Here is a 16,436-nt window from a genome sequence, read left to right on the forward strand (position 1 = left end):
ATAGATAATCCTAAGGACGGTCGTTTTTAGACAAATGTTGCTGCATAAGCATCTTAGTTGCCTCGTCCGCCGTCATCGGTTTACCAAACCAATAACCTTGACCGTACTGACAACCCATACTAAGCAGTAAATCGCGTTGCTGCTCGTTTTCAATACCTTCGGCGATAACGTGCATATCAAGCGCTTCTGCTAAATCCAAAATCGCTTTAACAATGGCGCGCTGCGTACGGTCATTGGTAATCTTAGAGATAAAGCTTTTGTCAATTTTGATAAAATCAAACGGATATTCTTGTAAATAGCTTAACGAGGCAAAACCTGTACCAAAGTCATCGAGCGCCAGGCAGATGCCAAGTTCTTTAAGTAAATCCAGTTGTTTTTTGACATTGGCATGGCGCTGTATCAATGAAGATTCGGTCACCTCTATGTGCAGTTGGTGAGCGGCAAGTTTATGCCTGTCTAACAAGTTACTGACCAAGTCAAAAAAATCAGGATGGCTAAACTCGGCCGCATCGGCGTTGATACAGATGTGCTGCTCAAAGCCCAAATCTTGCCAAACGGTCAATTGCTTGGCAATTTGGTTCGCCATTTGTGAAAACAGCTCAAACGATAACTTATGAGAAATGACGGCATCCATAAAATCGGCGGGTCTTAGTAAGCCGCGAGTAGGGTGTTGCCAGCGCACCAACGCCTCAAAACCGCTAATCACACCCGTATCTAAGGCGAATTTTGGTTGGTAATAAGGCACAAATTGACATTCGTTGCTGGCCGTCCTAAGCTCAGACTCTAACTGTATATCGTGTGCATTCCTCTCGTTAATCGATTTATGATACCAACAGACATCATCGCCGCCTTGCTGCTTGACGTAATTCAACGCTTTTTCAGCCTTGGTCAATAAGCCGATGAACTCATTGCCGTTTTCAGGAAAATAGCTGACCCCAACCGAAATATGACAATAGACATGGGCTTCTTTTGCCATGCTGTCATTTAAGAAAAAAGGGCGCTCGCACATTTGCATTAAACTGTCTAATTGATGGCGCACCATGTTGACATCATTACATTCGAATAATAAAGCAAAGTCGTCACCACCAAAATGGGAAAAACAGCGTAAATTTTCCAGCTCCAACTCGGTGATACGTAAGACAAAATTTTCTACCAGTTTGTTGATGCCATCTGGTCCCAATAAGATAGCAAGGTTGCGATAACGGTCAATGTTAAAACGCACGACCACCACTTCTTGATAGCTTTCTATTAACAATTCACTGGTCTGACTTAAAAATACTTTACGGTTTGGCAGTCCAGTCAACTGGTCATAATTTAACAGATGGGCGACCTTTTTTCTGTTTTTAGCCAACGTCGCCATATTACGTATGGTACCAACGTAATAAGGGGTGTCTTCTAAGTAAATTTTGCGATAGGTGATATGACAGTCAAGTATTTCGCCATAGCGATTTGCCATGGAAAAATCGATTTCACAAAATCCTGTACTGTCTAAACTGTTAATCAGATTTCTAAGCACACCTTGCTCTTCTTCAGACAAAAACTCGGCTGCATAGATACCAAGCGGACGGCCAAGTAAAAATTTTTCTGTATAGCCAAGCATCAGCTCATAGTTCGCATTAACGGATAAATAGCGCAGTTTGTCGTCCAATATAAAGATAGCGTCTTCAAATTGCTCGCACAGCTTGACCAATAATTGCTGTTTATCCGATATTGGCATAGGGGTAAAATCGGTCATAATAGGACTCATAACATCAAATTGAATAATAAATGGCGATGTGGCGATGTAGCGATGGCAATTTGATGCCTACATATTTAAGGTGTGCAGGGTTGCCAACGAAGCCAATGTCGCTAGGGCAACGACAGGCGCAGTTTCGGTACGCAGCACCCTTGGTCCAATTTGCCACGCTGCAAAACCAACGTCAGCAGCTTTGGCGCATTCATCAGCGCTGAGCCCGCCCTCAGGTCCGATTAGTAATTCAACATAAGGCGTCTGTTGTTTCAAAACGACGGGCAGCACCTCAGGCATCAGCGGCTGTCCTGCTGCTGGCACGCTTAGCTGCAGACGTAAATCTGCTGGTTGCTGTAATGCTTGATAGTAGGCATCTTTACTTAGCTCAGCGACGATTGGGCTAACTGCCATCTCTTTGTCGTTTTCGTTGGCCGCTATATTTGACAGCCAGTCATCAATCGATAATGGCGCGAGAATAAGGGGCGGGCGATTAAGGCCGCATTGCTCACAGGCGGCAATCGCCACTTGCTGCCAGTGTGCCAGTTTTTTCTCCACTTGCGCAGGTTTTAGGTTGACCTCACCGTGGTGGCTGGCGAGCAGTTGAATAGCGGTGACACCAAGCTCAGTAGATTTTTGAATGGCGTAATCCATGCGCTCGCCGCGACTCATTACCAGCCCGATTTTAGTTAAGATAGCGGCGTTACGGTCAGTTTCTAGGTGTGATAATAACGTCGCAGTGGCGTGTTTTTTGCTAATGCTATTGAGCTGTACCTGATATTCACCGCCAAAACCGTCAAATAAAATACCTGTGTCGCCGATATTGGCGCGCAGTACACGGCACCAATGATGGACAATACTTTCGGTCAACTCGACGTTAGCACCGATAGCTAAGGTGCTCAGTTGTGGGTAGGTTGGGGCATTTTTATCACTGCTGTCGCTACTAGTGGCATAAAAGAAACGTCGCAAAATTACTTATTCCTATAATGGGAGTCATGATATTTTTCAATATCTTAGCAGAATATCATTTGGGTGGGTAAAGGGATTGTCATAAGTAAAATTGGCATAAATGCAATTCCCATACCAAAAAAGACCGGCGCCCCTAAGAACGCCAGTCATTTAACAATACATTCGATAAATATTTAAGCAATAAGTCCGAGTGCTTCGACTAAGCGCTTGTTTGGCTCAACCTTATTCATGCTATAAAAATGCATGGCAGGTACGCCCTCAGAGATTAGACGCTCACACAAACGATAAACGACATCAAAGCCGAACTCACGAATAGCAGCACGGTCATCGCCAAAATCCGCCAAGCGCTTACGCACGTAACGCGGAATATCAGCGCCACAGCTATCAGCAAAGCGTACGAGATTGCTTGAGTTGGTAATCGGCATGATGCCAGCGACCAAAGGCTGCGCTACCGTGTCAATACCGCGTTTTTCTAAGGTATCACGCAGATATAGATAGCTATCGGCATTATAGAAAAACTGGGTAATCGACGCATTGGCGCCCGCTTGGTATTTATTCACCAAATTGTCGACATCAAATTCAAAGCTACGTGCTTGCGGATGCATCTCAGGGTAGGCTGCGACCTCGATACGGAAGTGATCGCCTGAATGTTTGCGGATAAACTTTACTAAGTCTAAGGCAAACGGTAACTCACCCATACCGACCTGACCTGACGGTAAATCACCACGCAAGGCAACCAAGCGTGTGATGCCCAAACTTTTATAAAGATCGAGTAGCTCAGCGATTTGACTTTTGTCATCACCGATACAAGACATATGCGGCGCAATATCCGTGTCACCGCGCGCACACAACGCTTGCACGATATCTAACGTACGGCCACGGGTTGAACCGCCAGCCCCATAAGTCACCGAAAAATACGCAGGTGATAGCTTATTGAGCTCATCATAAGTACTGAGGAGCTTTTCATGGCCTTGCTCGGTTTTGGCTGGGAAAAACTCGAAGGAGAAAGCAGGCTTAGTCACAGTCTGACTCCTATTAGTATTTATAAGCGTCAGGCTTAAACGGACCTTCGACAGGTACGCCTAGATACTCGGCTTGTTTTTCAGTCAGTTTCGTCAATGTACCGTTAAAGCCTGCAACCATTGCCGCCGCAACTTCTTCGTCAAGTTTTTTCGGTAACACTTTAACGTATAAATTATCAAAGCGCTCATCGACTGGCAGCTCAGCGAATTTTTCTTCAAACAGATACATTTGTGCCAATACTTGGTTAGCAAATGAGCCATCCATCACGCGCGATGGGTGACCAGTGGCATTACCTAAGTTCACCAAGCGACCTTCAGCAAGCAAAATCAAATAATCGTTTTCGTCATCCGAGCGGAACACTTGATGCACTTGTGGCTTAATCTCAACCCAGCGCCAATTGTCACGCATAAATTGCGTATCAATTTCGGTATCGAAATGACCGATGTTACAGACGACCGCACCCGGTTTTAGCGCGGCTAACATATGTTTGTCACAAACGTGATAGTTACCGGTAGTGGTAACAATTAAGTCAGTATCTTCTAATAGGCGAGTGTTGATGTTTTCTGCGCCGCCAGTGTTATCGCCGTTGATGTAAGGCGATAATACTTCATAGCCGTCCATACACGCCTGCATAGCACAGATAGGATCAACTTCTGATACACGGACAATCATACCTTCTTGACGTAAGCTTTGCGTTGAGCCTTTACCCACATCACCATAGCCGATGACTAGCGCACGGCGACCAGCAAGGAACATATCGGTAGCACGTTTGATGGCGTCATTTAAGCTATGACGGCAGCCGTATTTATTGTCATTTTTAGACTTGGTAACCGCGTCGTTAACGTTGATAGCCGGTACTTTTAGCGTACCTTTACCCAGCATTTCAACTAAGCGATGGACACCTGTAGTAGTTTCTTCAGAGATACCATGGATGTTATCAAGCATTTGGGCATAATCGTTATGAATCAAAGCAGTCAAATCACCGCCGTCGTCCAAGATTAAGTTTGCATCCCAAAGCTGACCGGACGCTTCGCCGCCAACGTGGATTTGTTGACGCAAGCACCACTCGTACTCTTCTTCGGTTTCGCCTTTCCAAGCATAAACAGAAATACCAGCAGCAGCAATCGCCGCAGCAGCATGGTCTTGAGTTGAGAAGATGTTACATGAGGTCCAGCGTACTTCCGCACCGAGCGCAACTAACGTCTCGATAAGGACAGCCGTCTGAATAGTCATGTGGATACAGCCAGCGATTTTTGCGCCTTTAAGCGGTTGGTCGGCTTCGTAGCGACGACGTAAACCCATCAGGGCAGGCATTTCGGCTTCAGCTAAAGTGATTTCACGGCGACCGTAATCAGCAAGGCTGATGTCGGCGACTTTATAGTCAGTGAAAGAGGGGTCGATCGTATGGGCAGATGGGGTGTTAGACACTGCGTCCATAATATGCTCCTATCAGTTAATAGATAAAAAGAATAAAAACGCAGGTGCCGTTATTTGCGCTGCTCATAACCAAAAATGGTAATAAACAGTTAACCGAGCCTAACATAATGATTGATTTGCAAAGCAATAAAGCTTAAGTGCAGTAATCGATGATTATGGCGCAACACCTCTCGGAGGTCGTTATTGTAATTGATGAGGATTAATTTGTCACCTATTGGCTGATATAAATAATAAGTGGGTAAGTCATAAAAAAAGGCCATCGATTGATAGCCTTGATTATTTATATACATGCTGTGTTATGAAGCTAAATACTTTTAGAACCAGTTATAGGTGAGTGAGGTGAAGAAGTTGGTGCCGTCGGTATTATAACCAGGCAAAGTCACATATTTCTTATTAGTAATATTGTTTAAACGGGCAGTCATTGTTAAATTATCAGTCAATTGGTAATTACCACTGATATTCAACAAGCCATAGCTGTCAACACGTTGTTTATCAGTATTATCAATACCGCTATAGTAATCATCTACATATTGATATTCAGCACGAATATCTAAGCTTGGTAAGCGATATCCGATGTAAATTAAACCCTTATGTTCAGGACGAATGGCAAGAAAGTTACCGTCATTGGCTTTACCACTATCATCTTTAGCTTGCTGATAATCATAACTTCCACCAAATAAGTAGCTATCAAGAACCCAGTCTGATGTTAAGGTTAAACCTTTAATTTTAGCTTTATCAACGTTTTCACTGCTACCGCCAGCATATTTACCATCAGTATCAAATATTGAAACGAAACTAATTAAATCGTCAACTTTATTATGATAGCCGGTTAAGCGTGTGGATTGGAGCCCCGTATTGTACTCAATAAATGCCTCATAGTTATCGCTGGTTTCAGGTTTTAAGTTAGGGTTACCTGAATTTGGGTAATACAAGTCATTAAAAGTAGGGGCGCGAAAGCCTTTTGCATAATTAGCTCCTACACGAAATTCTGGAGTAAGATGATAGGCTGCTCCTAAGTTATAAGTCGTTTCACTATCAAAGTCAGAGTAATCATCATAACGTACATTAGCTTGGGCATCGATATTGTTATGCGAGACTAAATAGCTTAGGAAGCCGCTTTTTACTTTACGATCATTAGCATCATATACATTTGATTTCAGCTCTTGATTTAAATGTTCAGCACCTATAATGGCTTTACCAATAGGCAACGTCTGAGTTCTCACTAAGCTTATCTGTTGTTGGTTATTATCATATTTACTGCCATTGTTTACATCCGTTTCGTAGGTTGTTGATTCATCAATGCTGTAGCCATAAGTGAATTTAGTACTGCTACTGTCATCAAAATGCTCAAGATAGGCACTAGCAGCTCCATTATTTTGTTCTGCAAAAGCATTCTTTAAAGCGGGGGCATTAGTAAGGTAGTCATCATAAGCGTCAATATCTGTAGTCGACTTTGAATAAAGTCCACTTAATCCAAATTTCAAGCTATCGCTAATATTTTGGCCGAATGAAATACTATAGTTGTCACTTTTAAACCCATCATTATCTGTTTGAGAGGGCAAACTACTTGGTAGTGTCGCATTAAATCCATCTGTCTCTTTACGATTGGCGGATAAACTCAATGTTGTCCCTTTCTCATTAAGAAACTGAGCACTAGCACCATATAAGTATTCGTTATGCGATCCTACGCCAGTAGTTACTGATACATTACTTCTATCGATATTGGCACCCTTAGTGAATACTTGAATCACTCCGCCCATGGCATCAGAACCATAAATACTAGAACCTGACGCACCGTATAAAATTTCGATACGGTCAATTTGATCAGCAGGTAATAAGCTAAGGGTCGCGCCGCCCGCACTAATTGAGCTATAGCGAATACCATCAATAAGTACTAAGATTTGGTTGCTACCGTATCCACGGATGTAAAAGTTTGAAGTAGTACCCGGACCACCATTTGTGTAATGACTTATCCCAAGTTGATGCTTAAGCACTTCAAGTGCACTTTGACCCTGATAACGCTGCAATTCCTCACTATCAATAACCCGAGTCTGAGCGATGACATTACTGGTTTTAGTTGGCGTACGCGTCGCCGTCACGACAATTTTATCAAGCTCAACTTGTGGCAGCTCGCTGTCATTGATAACGCTACTATCAACAGTCGCTGCCGTGGCACTCATAGCACATACGCCTAAAGCACTTAAGATACACAACCGCAGATAGGTGGTCGAAGATGAACGTAATAAAGCCATATTGAATTCCAAAGTTGAATGACAAATTAAACAAAGTAAAAAGTTACAGAAGCGAGAGCCTAAAAGTAAAAAATTACAAAAAGTAATACGAATTTTACATGCGCTTATTATCTATAAAAGCTACGTACTTATAAACCACTTTGTCCTAATATTTATTCAGCATACGCTGAGTGGTGCTCATGATGAACGAGGAGTTTGTCTAGGTTGCTTCGCTATCTCTAGTATTTTTTTAGCTCTTTCAATGAGCATCAACTGCATTAAAAGCAGGTCCTATTCTAAACGGTAATAAAAAAATGCAATCAAACGCATTGCTGTGATTAATAATTGCTATTATAGTGGCAAATTTCATTTATTTTCTGTGCTGCCATTCATAAAGCTAAGAGGTTTGTTTTGTCTATTCAGCGTCATCTGAGTGCTCGTACTGCGACATCTTCATCATTTACATCTTTAAAAACAAAAACGCCGCTCATGATAACGGTGTTTTTCGTTGCGATGATAGTGAGCGTATTAAGCGTCATTTTTTCACATAATGCGCTTGCTGCCGAAGCCAGCATATTGGGCGTGGGTGGTCAAACTGAAGAGGTGGCCAACACGTCGACACCTGATTCTTTCGGACGTGATACGCCGCGCCATACTGTACAAGGCTTTATTAAAGCGTTGGGCGATAACGACTATCTGCTGGCCAGTAATTATCTAAATTTATCCAAGTCTGATAATCCAACCACCGTTGTACGCCAATTTAAGCAAGCACTCGATGCGGGCGGGCGTTTTCAGCCTGATTTGCAAATTAACAATACGCCTGAGGGCAATTTAAGCGATCAGCTACCGCCAAGCCAAGAAAACGTCGGCGTGATTAATGTCGGTGATAAGAGTGTGCCGCTGGTGCTCGAAAGAGTGGCCTCTAAGCAAGGCGAGCAGTATTGGCAGTTTTCAAACGATACCCTAAGCTCGATACCAGAAGTGATAGAGAATTATCAGCCGACGCTGGTTTCGCGCTACACCCTTGACTCATTAGATGGTAAAAAGCTATTTGGTTATCAGATTTCCGATATATTGGCGGCATTAGCCATTATAGTCAGTAGTTTTATCTTCACTTACATCGTGGTTTGGCTGCTCTATTATTTATTAAAACTGATTTATCCTCGCCTACGAGGTGAGACGTTACCTTTACCTAATAATGTGATATTGCCACTGACCGTCGTTATCACGGCGCTGATATTGGCCGAGGTCATGGTTTATGCTGGTATATCAGTGACACTGCGTGAACCGATTAAGCGCTTTACCGACATTGCCTCTTGGGTAGCGACGACATGGCTATTACTGCGTGTTATTGATTCGATATTTACCCGCGCGGTCAATTTAAGTTATAAGAAAAACTATACCGAGCGAGTTTCTATCTTGGGTTTGATGCGCAAGGTGGTCAAAGCGCTATTATTAATCTTTGCCGTTATTGTCATTTTTGGGAATTTAGGATTTGATTTGACCACAGGGATTGCCGCATTAGGGGTCGGTGGTTTAGCCTTGGCACTAGGTGCGCAAAAGACGATTGAGAACTTGGTCGGCAGTGTGGTGGTGGTGGCAGATTCGCCAGTACGCATCGGCGACTATTGTAGCTTCGGCAACCAAGCAGGTACGGTGATTGATATCGGTATTCGTTCATCACGGGTGCGCACGCTGAACCGGACGATTGTGACGGTGCCTAATAGTGATTTTTCATCGATGCAAATTGAAAACTATACCTCGCGGGATATGTTTCATTTCTTGCATAACTTATATATCAAACGCAATGCGGATATTGATGTGGTCTTCAAGATGGTCAAAAAATTAGATCAATTTTTGGACGAGCACGAGCTGACCAATCAGGAGTGGAATCAGGCCAATATTTCAGAGCTGCGCCAAGACTGCTACGTCATTCAACTGCGCGCTTATATTAATGCTGTCGACTCGATAGAGTTTTATCGTAAGCAAGATGACTTGTTGGTCGATGTGTTGACCCTGGTGAAAAAATACGATGTCGAGCATGCGCTGCCAACGCAGCAGCTGATTGTCAATCAAGCCGAGCTTGAGCCACAACCTCAGCTAGAAACCGTGACCGATGATTCGATAAACGAAGCAGTGGACGCAAGCGATGCGAGTGAAGCAGACACTGATGCCAATAACGACAATGCTGATGAGCAAAAGGCGCTTGATTTAAATAAAAACGCTGACAGTGCGACGAGTGAAAAAGATGCTCGTAAAGACACCACTAAAAAGCAAAAAATACAAAGGCATAAACATCGTTTGTTAAAAAAAGGTCAGTTTAAACACGCCAAAAAGAAATTTGGTTTTTCTATATGGAATCAGCCTTAATATTTTGTGTGGTTATTTTGCTTAAGGTTTATTGAACGTTTTATTTATAAAGATATGGCTTATAAAGGGATAGCGGTTTTTTGACGTAAAAAACCATAATATTGCCATAACAATAAGCTGGCAGCGCTACGGTGCGGTGACCAATCTTGGGTCAGGTTTTTTAATTGTTTTGGCGTTGGGCGCTCTTCTAAATCTAATAATTCCATCGCTGCAACTTTAATGGCTAAATCATCGACTGCCAGCACGTCAGCGCGCTGTAATGAAAACAGCAGATACATCTCAGCGGTCCAGCGCCCAATGCCAACCACAGCAGTCAGAGTGTTGATAACGTCTTCATCGGGTAGGGTTATTAAGGCAGCAAAATCTATATCGTGCTCGACCAAAGAGCGCGTATAACGAATTTTTTGCTTAGAGAGCCCCTGCGCCCGTAAATCCTCGTCTGTCGCTGCTTGAATCGCCATCGGTGTTGTTAATCCTTTATCCACCAAGCGTTGCCAAATGCTGGCCGCCGCTGCGACTGATAGCTGTTGTCCAACCATCGCTCTCATTATTTGCGTAAAGCCGCCCGCGTTATGGCGTAAATCAGGCACACCCACTTGCTCATAAACAGGCGCAAATTTTGGTTCGAGAGCAATCAAAGCGTTGATATGTGCTTTTAATTCTTGTTTATTTTCGATGATTTGTATATTCATAGAGAAATCACTTACTAAAAAATATGCAGCAAAATGATAGGAAGGTTTATCAAAGCGCGACTACAAAACGAGAGGGTAAATCTTTGATATAAAAAAGGACTGCGTCATGGCAGTCCTTTTTTTTCGAACTATAATTTTATTCTTTATCGGTTTTGGTCTTTTTAAGTAGTACCAGTACCGCACCATTGCCACCATCTTTCGGCGGAGCCGAGCAAAATGCTAGTACTTCTGGCAGTTGACGTAACCAACCGTTGACGCAGGTTTTTAAAATGGCTTCAGAGCCTTTACCGTGGACGATTTTTACCACAGTTTCATTGTTTTGCTTGGCTTGGCTAAGCAGTTGGGTCATTGCATCGCGCGCTTCTTCGATGGTGCAACCATGAATGTCTACCGCATCATACCAGCGCAATTTGCCCTGTTTTAATTGGGTGAAAATCTTGTTTTGTAGGGTAGGCTGCTTATAGGATAAATAGGCTTCGCCTGCTACAGGGTTTAATAGCGCCTGCATATCTGATAAACCTGCGCCCAAATCACCAGCTTCACTACCTTGAGCGGCAGCGCGTTTTGATAACGTTGCAGCGTCAGGCTTACCCGCTTTAGAGGCGTTGGCAGGTGTGCGTACATTTTTGTCTTTTAGTTGGTTGACGCCATGCATCGCTTGCATAAATAGCACTTTATCGTCGTCGATATGTTCGCTATCTAATTGCTTGACCGTTTTTTTGACTTGTTTTTGGGTCAAGAGCGAGACAGGTTCGGTTGGTTTTTCATTTTCACCTTCTGGTGAATTGGTATCGCGACCTTTACTCAGTTGCCCTTTAAGCTCTTTTAATTGGTCTTGCATTTCTTTTGAAAACAGAGAGTTTGACATAATAATTAACGTATCGTTGGTGAGTGAATGAGTGATTTAATAATTTATATCGTACATAAAATAGATGTGGTTTACTTTACGCCTGTGCTGCGACGCTCGCAAGTAAGGATTGTAACGCTTGTCCGGGATGATCGGTCTTCATAAACTGCTCGCCGATTAAAAAATGCTGAATATCATGATTGAGCATCAAACGAATATCATGACTGCTATGAATGCCACTTTCGGTGACAATAAGCGGCCGTTCTAGACGGTCATTGGGGTTGGCAGCGAGCGCATCATCGATAGCCAATTCGCGCAGCAGGGTATTTTTTAAATCAAGCGTCGTTTGTAAGTCGACATAAAAGGTATTTAAATCGCGATTATTAATACCGTAAATATTATGCGCTGAACGTGGCAACTGTAGCGCACGCTCAAGCTCATCTGCTGTATGAACTTCAATCAACACATCCATACCCAGCTCAATGCTTAGCGCATGCAGCTCTTGTACTTGCGCGTCATCAAGACAGGCCATAATCAATAAAATACAATCAGCGCCCATTAAGTAAGATTGGTAAATCTGATAAATATCTACCATAAAATCTTTGCGCAATATCGGCAAGCTGCAAGATTCGCGCGCTTGGATTAAGTAGCTGTCATCTCCTTGGAAATAATCACGGTCGGTGAGCACCGACAGACAACTGGCTCCCGCTTGTTCGTATTGCTTAGCAAATTCTGCAGGCGCAAAGTTATGATTAATAATTCCTTTAGACGGCGAGGCTTTCTTAATCTCCGCAATGACACCAATATCGGCGCTGCGTAAAGCATTGGCAAAACCGCGACGGGGCTTTGTATCAGCAGCAACTTGAGACTTTAATGCCTCAAGCGATACTGCCGCCCGAGCAGCAGCAACTTCCTCATGTTTGGTGGCGACGATACGCTGCAACACTGAAGGAATCGCGGTGTCTGATTTTGGCTTGGCGGTCATGGCTATATTCCGTTATTTGGTAAAAAAATTAGGGTAACAATTAGGCTAATAAATTAAGGCTGCATACATAGTTGCGATTAATAAGGTTATGAGCCACGTATTTCTTATTAATTTTAGGCATTTAGCTTATTAAGCTTGGTCAGCTAATTGCTGCGTATATTTGGCTAAGTCATCAAGCTTAATCAAAGCGTCACCATTTTGAATGACTTTTTGGGCGCGGCTCACGCCATTCGGATAGTTGCTGGCAAGTCCTGCGGTATATATCGCAGCTCCGGCATTTAAGGCAATCATATCACGGGCTTTTAGAACAGCGCGGTCATTAGTATCTTCACCTGATAAAGCGGCACGAATCAGCTCAAGACTCTGTGATGGGGAATCGACATCAAGGCCAATTAAGGTTTGTGACTCGACACCCGCATCTTCTGGCATCATCTCATAAACAGAGATTTCACCGTCTTTTAACTCGGCTACCGTGGTTGAAGTTGCAAGACTGATTTCATCCAAACCATCTTTGGCACCGACCACCATTACATGACGCGCGCCCAGATTTTTCATCACTTTTGCCAAAGGCTCACATAACTGGGCGGTAAAGACGCCGATGACCAGATTTGGCGTGCCAGCAGGGTTGGTCAGTGGACCTAAGATATTAAAAATCGTCCGCGCTTTTAACTCACGGCGTACCGGATTGGCGTAACGCATTGCGCTATGGTGGTTGGGTGCAAATAAGAAGCCAATCCCTTGATTCTCAATACACTGCTGCGCTTGCTCTGGTGTCAAGGTTAGGCTAATACCGGCTTGCTCAAGTAAGTCTGAGCTACCAGATTTGGTCGAAACGCCGCGGTTACCATGCTTCGCAACTTGTGCCCCTGCTGCGGCTGCGACCAAGGCAGCGGCTGTCGATACGTTAAATAAGTTAGCGCCATCGCCGCCAGTACCGACGATATCGACCATATAATGACAGTCTTTTGGGCTGATATTGGCAGCTAAGTCACGCATCGCACTGGCTGAAGCCGTAATCTCATCGATGGATTCGCCTTTCATCCGCAGGCCCGTCAAAATCGCGCCCATCATGGCATCGCTGCATCTGCCTTGCATGATGATGAGCATGACTTGATACATCTCATCAAAGGTCAAATCAATATGCTGAAAAATCCTGCCTAATGCGGTGGTCAGAAGCTTATGAATACTCTCATCTGGCAGCTGATTGATGCTCTCAGCATTTTGCAGGCTTTGCTTATCTTGATTCATGATTGATTTTTTGTCCTGCATAGCGGCAGCGGTCATAATATTCTCACTTATTATTATCTTTTATAGTTGTCGTTTAAATACATTCATTGGATTAAAAAGTGGGTTCGTCTTTTAAAGCGCTTATCCTACTTTTGGTAAATTATCTGAGGACAAAACTGCTAATTGATGCGTTTGTAAAAAGTTATTCAGTAGCTGATAACCCGCTTCGCTTAAAATCGACTCAGGATGAAACTGTACGCCCTCAATTGCAAACTCGCGGTGGCGAATGCCCATAATTTCTTCGATATTGCCATCAGCATTTTGAGTCCAAGCGCTAACTTCAAAGCAGTCGGGTAAGCTTGCCTGCTCAATCACCAATGAGTGATAACGGGTAAACTGGGCTGGATTTGGCAAGTTGGTAAAAGCGCCTTGACCATTATGATAAATAGCCGATAACCGCCCATGCATGACTGCGCTTGCTTTGACGATTTTACCGCCAAAGGCTTGGCCGATTGCCTGATGACCCAAGCAAATGCCTAATATCGGGATAATGCCTTTAAAGGTCGCAATCACCTCTAGCGAGATACCAGCACTGTCAGGGTCACAGGGGCCGGGACCAATAACAATGGCATCTGGCGCAAGTGCTTTAATCTCATCAATACTGATTTCATCGTTGTGCCAAACTCTGATGTCCTGCTGCAATTCACCGAAGTACTGTACAATATTGTAGGTAAAGCTGTCGTAATTATCGATCATCAAAATCATTATTTGTTCAACTTAGTCTTTTTAACTTTAACTTAGTGTCTTGAGCTTGGTGTTTTTAGCTTAGTATCTTTGACTTAATAGGTTCAACAGCGATGTGATTTTAAACGCTGTTATCTTAACACTATTTCGTTATCTATCAAACGTAGCGCCGTTGCACGCTGATAGCAATAAATGCCCTATAGAGGTGCATTACTAAGTTAAAACTTCTAAAGTTTGCACTGTTATGGGACGTTATTTAATATATTAATCTTTGAGTTTGCTAGCTAGACATAATAATTGCTATGCAAATAACGCTTTAATATAAAAGATTTATATTATGTAAATGTTTGTATTTATTATAAATAATTATTACTTTCAGCTTTTGGAAGTTTTAAAAACTTGATGGCTCGAAGATGAGTTGGCATGGTAGCTGCAATTCTTATAGGTGTGAATAGCTCGCTATTAAAGCGATGTAATATTATTTACCAAGATGCATTTGAAGAGTTCAGCATTATCGGCCAGATGTTGCTAAAATAGCACCTGCATTTATTTGGCTCATAAAAATACTTAAAGCTTAACGCCAGAAAATCAGCTGCGCTTTAAGCAAAAAATAACTTTTAAAAAAACTTTCCGTCTAAAATTTTCATTCCACGTTTCAATTTTATTACCACGATAACCATAAAGGAAACTTTCCATGTCGAACAAATTACTTGATCTTATCCAATCATCCAACGCTAAATGGGTTGATTTTCGTTTTACTGATACCCGCGGTAAAGAGCAACACATGACTTTCCCAGCGCACAGCGTTGATGAAGAAGTGATGGAAGATGGCAAAATGTTCGACGGCTCATCGATTGCTGGCTGGAAGGGTATTGAAGCCTCAGATATGATTTTGCGTCCTGACCCAGAAACTGCCTTTATCGACCCATTCTTTGACGCAGTTACTGTGGTGGTGACTTGTGACATCATCGAGCCATCAACGCTACAAGGCTACGACCGTGATCCGCGCTCTATTGCTCGCCGTGCCGAAGAATACTTAAAATCAACGGGTATTGGTGATACCGCTTTTTTTGGTCCTGAGCCTGAGTTCTTTGTTTTTGACGAAGTAAAATGGTCGGTTAATATGTCTGGTGTTAGCCATGAAATCGTCGCTGAAGAAGCCGCTTGGTCAACCAATAAAGCCTATGAATGGGGCAACATGGGGCACCGTCCACGCGTCAAAGGCGGCTATGTACCAGTACCACCGGTTGATAGCTCACAAGACATGCGTGCAGTGATGTGCGAGCGTATCGAAGATATGATTGGCGAAGGTTGTATCGAAGTCCATCATCATGAAGTGACTCCTTGCCAGTTAGAGATTGGCGTGGCTTTTAATACCTTGGTTCGTAAAGCAGACGAAGTACAAAAGCTAAAGTATGCCGTCCATAACGTCGCCCATCAATTTGGCAAAACCGCCACCTTTATGCCAAAACCTATCGTTGGTGATAACGGTTCTGGTATGCACGTGCATATTTCTATCTCAAAAGACGGCGTCAATACTTTCTCAGGTGATGAATATGCGGGCTTGTCAGAAACCGCACTATACTTTATCGGTGGTATTATCAAACATGCCCGTGCTTTAAATGCCATTACCAACCCATCGACCAACAGCTATAAGCGTCTTGTGCCGCATTATGAAGCGCCTATCAAGCTTGCGTACTCAGCGTCTAACCGCTCGGCGTCTATCCGTATCCCGCACGTTAGTAGCCCAAAAGCGGTACGTGTTGAAGCGCGTTTCCCTGACCCAGCAGCCAATCCATACCTAGCGTTTGCGGCGTTATTGATGGCAGGTCTTGACGGTATTCAAAACAAAATGCATCCAGGCGAAGCCGCTGATAAAAACTTATATGACTTACCGCCAGAAGAAGAAGCACTCATTCCAACGGTTGCTGAAAACTTAGAGGTGGCACTACAAGCGTTAAAAGATGACCATGAGTTCTTATTAAAAGGCGATGTGTTTACTAAAGAGATGCTAGAAGCTTACATCGCGCTGAAACAAGAAGAAGTGCAGCGCGTCAATATCACCGTACATCCTGTTGAGTTTGATTTGTACTATAGCTGCTAATTAATAATTAATAATTAATAGGCTCAATTGTTTTAAATAAGAAAAACCAGCTAAATTATATTTAGCTGGTTTTTTTGCGGG

General features: G+C 43.2%; 12 protein-coding genes. 2 read left to right on the forward strand and 10 right to left on the reverse strand.

What is annotated here, in order from left to right; genetic code table 11:
- Positions 1-10: 10 nt before the first annotated feature.
- From CXF58_RS01515 to CXF58_RS01535, 5 genes are all read right to left on the reverse strand, one after another.
- Positions 11-1,735 (reverse strand): putative bifunctional diguanylate cyclase/phosphodiesterase, encoded by a 1,725-nt coding sequence (locus CXF58_RS01515; protein ID WP_102076339.1) that lies wholly within the window; start codon positions 1,733-1,735, stop codon positions 11-13.
- A 69-nt stretch (positions 1,736-1,804) separates the two neighbouring features.
- Positions 1,805-2,695 (reverse strand): 16S rRNA (uracil(1498)-N(3))-methyltransferase, encoded by an 891-nt coding sequence (locus tag CXF58_RS01520; protein WP_102076340.1) that lies wholly within the window; start codon positions 2,693-2,695, stop codon positions 1,805-1,807.
- A gap of 173 nt (positions 2,696-2,868) precedes the next feature.
- On the reverse strand, positions 2,869-3,717 hold the full coding sequence (locus CXF58_RS01525) for a methylenetetrahydrofolate reductase (protein ID WP_068405223.1): 849 nt from the start codon (positions 3,715-3,717) through the stop codon (positions 2,869-2,871).
- 13 nt (positions 3,718-3,730) lie between these two features.
- A complete protein-coding gene (ahcY, locus tag CXF58_RS01530) occupies positions 3,731-5,155 on the reverse strand; it encodes an adenosylhomocysteinase (protein ID WP_068405225.1) in 1,425 nt (474 codons plus the stop codon).
- A gap of 314 nt (positions 5,156-5,469) precedes the next feature.
- Positions 5,470-7,407 (reverse strand): TonB-dependent receptor domain-containing protein, encoded by a 1,938-nt coding sequence (locus CXF58_RS01535; protein WP_102076341.1) that lies wholly within the window; start codon positions 7,405-7,407, stop codon positions 5,470-5,472.
- A gap of 396 nt (positions 7,408-7,803) precedes the next feature.
- Here CXF58_RS01535 and CXF58_RS01540 point away from each other — a divergent pair, with 396 nt between their 5' ends.
- On the forward strand, positions 7,804-9,756 hold the full coding sequence (locus tag CXF58_RS01540) for a mechanosensitive ion channel family protein (protein ID WP_372396351.1): 1,953 nt from the start codon (positions 7,804-7,806) through the stop codon (positions 9,754-9,756).
- Between the two features lie 59 nt (positions 9,757-9,815).
- Here the strand turns inward: CXF58_RS01540 and CXF58_RS01545 are convergent, their stop codons facing one another.
- The 5 genes from CXF58_RS01545 to CXF58_RS01565 all read right to left on the reverse strand — a co-directional run bounded on the left by CXF58_RS01545 (position 9,816) and on the right by CXF58_RS01565 (position 14,272).
- The gene (locus CXF58_RS01545; RefSeq protein WP_102076343.1) at positions 9,816-10,448 is read right to left on the reverse strand and encodes a DNA-3-methyladenine glycosylase family protein; all 633 of its coding nucleotides are present in this window, start codon (positions 10,446-10,448) and stop codon (positions 9,816-9,818) included.
- A gap of 136 nt (positions 10,449-10,584) precedes the next feature.
- Positions 10,585-11,316, reverse strand: coding sequence for a Smr/MutS family protein (locus tag CXF58_RS01550; RefSeq protein ID WP_102076344.1), 732 nt, complete (start codon positions 11,314-11,316; stop codon positions 10,585-10,587).
- A 76-nt stretch (positions 11,317-11,392) separates the two neighbouring features.
- Positions 11,393-12,280, reverse strand: coding sequence for an indole-3-glycerol phosphate synthase TrpC (trpC, locus tag CXF58_RS01555; RefSeq protein WP_068405235.1), 888 nt, complete (start codon positions 12,278-12,280; stop codon positions 11,393-11,395).
- A 129-nt stretch (positions 12,281-12,409) separates the two neighbouring features.
- Positions 12,410-13,528 (reverse strand): anthranilate phosphoribosyltransferase, encoded by a 1,119-nt coding sequence (gene trpD / locus CXF58_RS01560; RefSeq protein ID WP_102076347.1) that lies wholly within the window; start codon positions 13,526-13,528, stop codon positions 12,410-12,412.
- A 120-nt stretch (positions 13,529-13,648) separates the two neighbouring features.
- A complete protein-coding gene (locus CXF58_RS01565) occupies positions 13,649-14,272 on the reverse strand; it encodes an anthranilate synthase component II (protein ID WP_102076345.1) in 624 nt (207 codons plus the stop codon).
- A 673-nt stretch (positions 14,273-14,945) separates the two neighbouring features.
- Between CXF58_RS01565 and glnA the strand changes: the two genes are divergently transcribed.
- Positions 14,946-16,355 carry a type I glutamate--ammonia ligase gene (gene glnA, locus CXF58_RS01570; protein WP_102076346.1) on the forward strand — a complete coding sequence of 470 codons (1,410 nt, stop codon included), beginning with the start codon at positions 14,946-14,948 and terminating at the stop codon, positions 16,353-16,355.
- The last annotated feature ends 81 nt before the right edge of the window (positions 16,356-16,436 follow it).

The organism is Psychrobacter sp. Sarcosine-02u-2, assembly GCF_002836335.1.
GTDB classification, from domain to species: domain Bacteria; phylum Pseudomonadota; class Gammaproteobacteria; order Pseudomonadales; family Moraxellaceae; genus Psychrobacter; species Psychrobacter faecalis.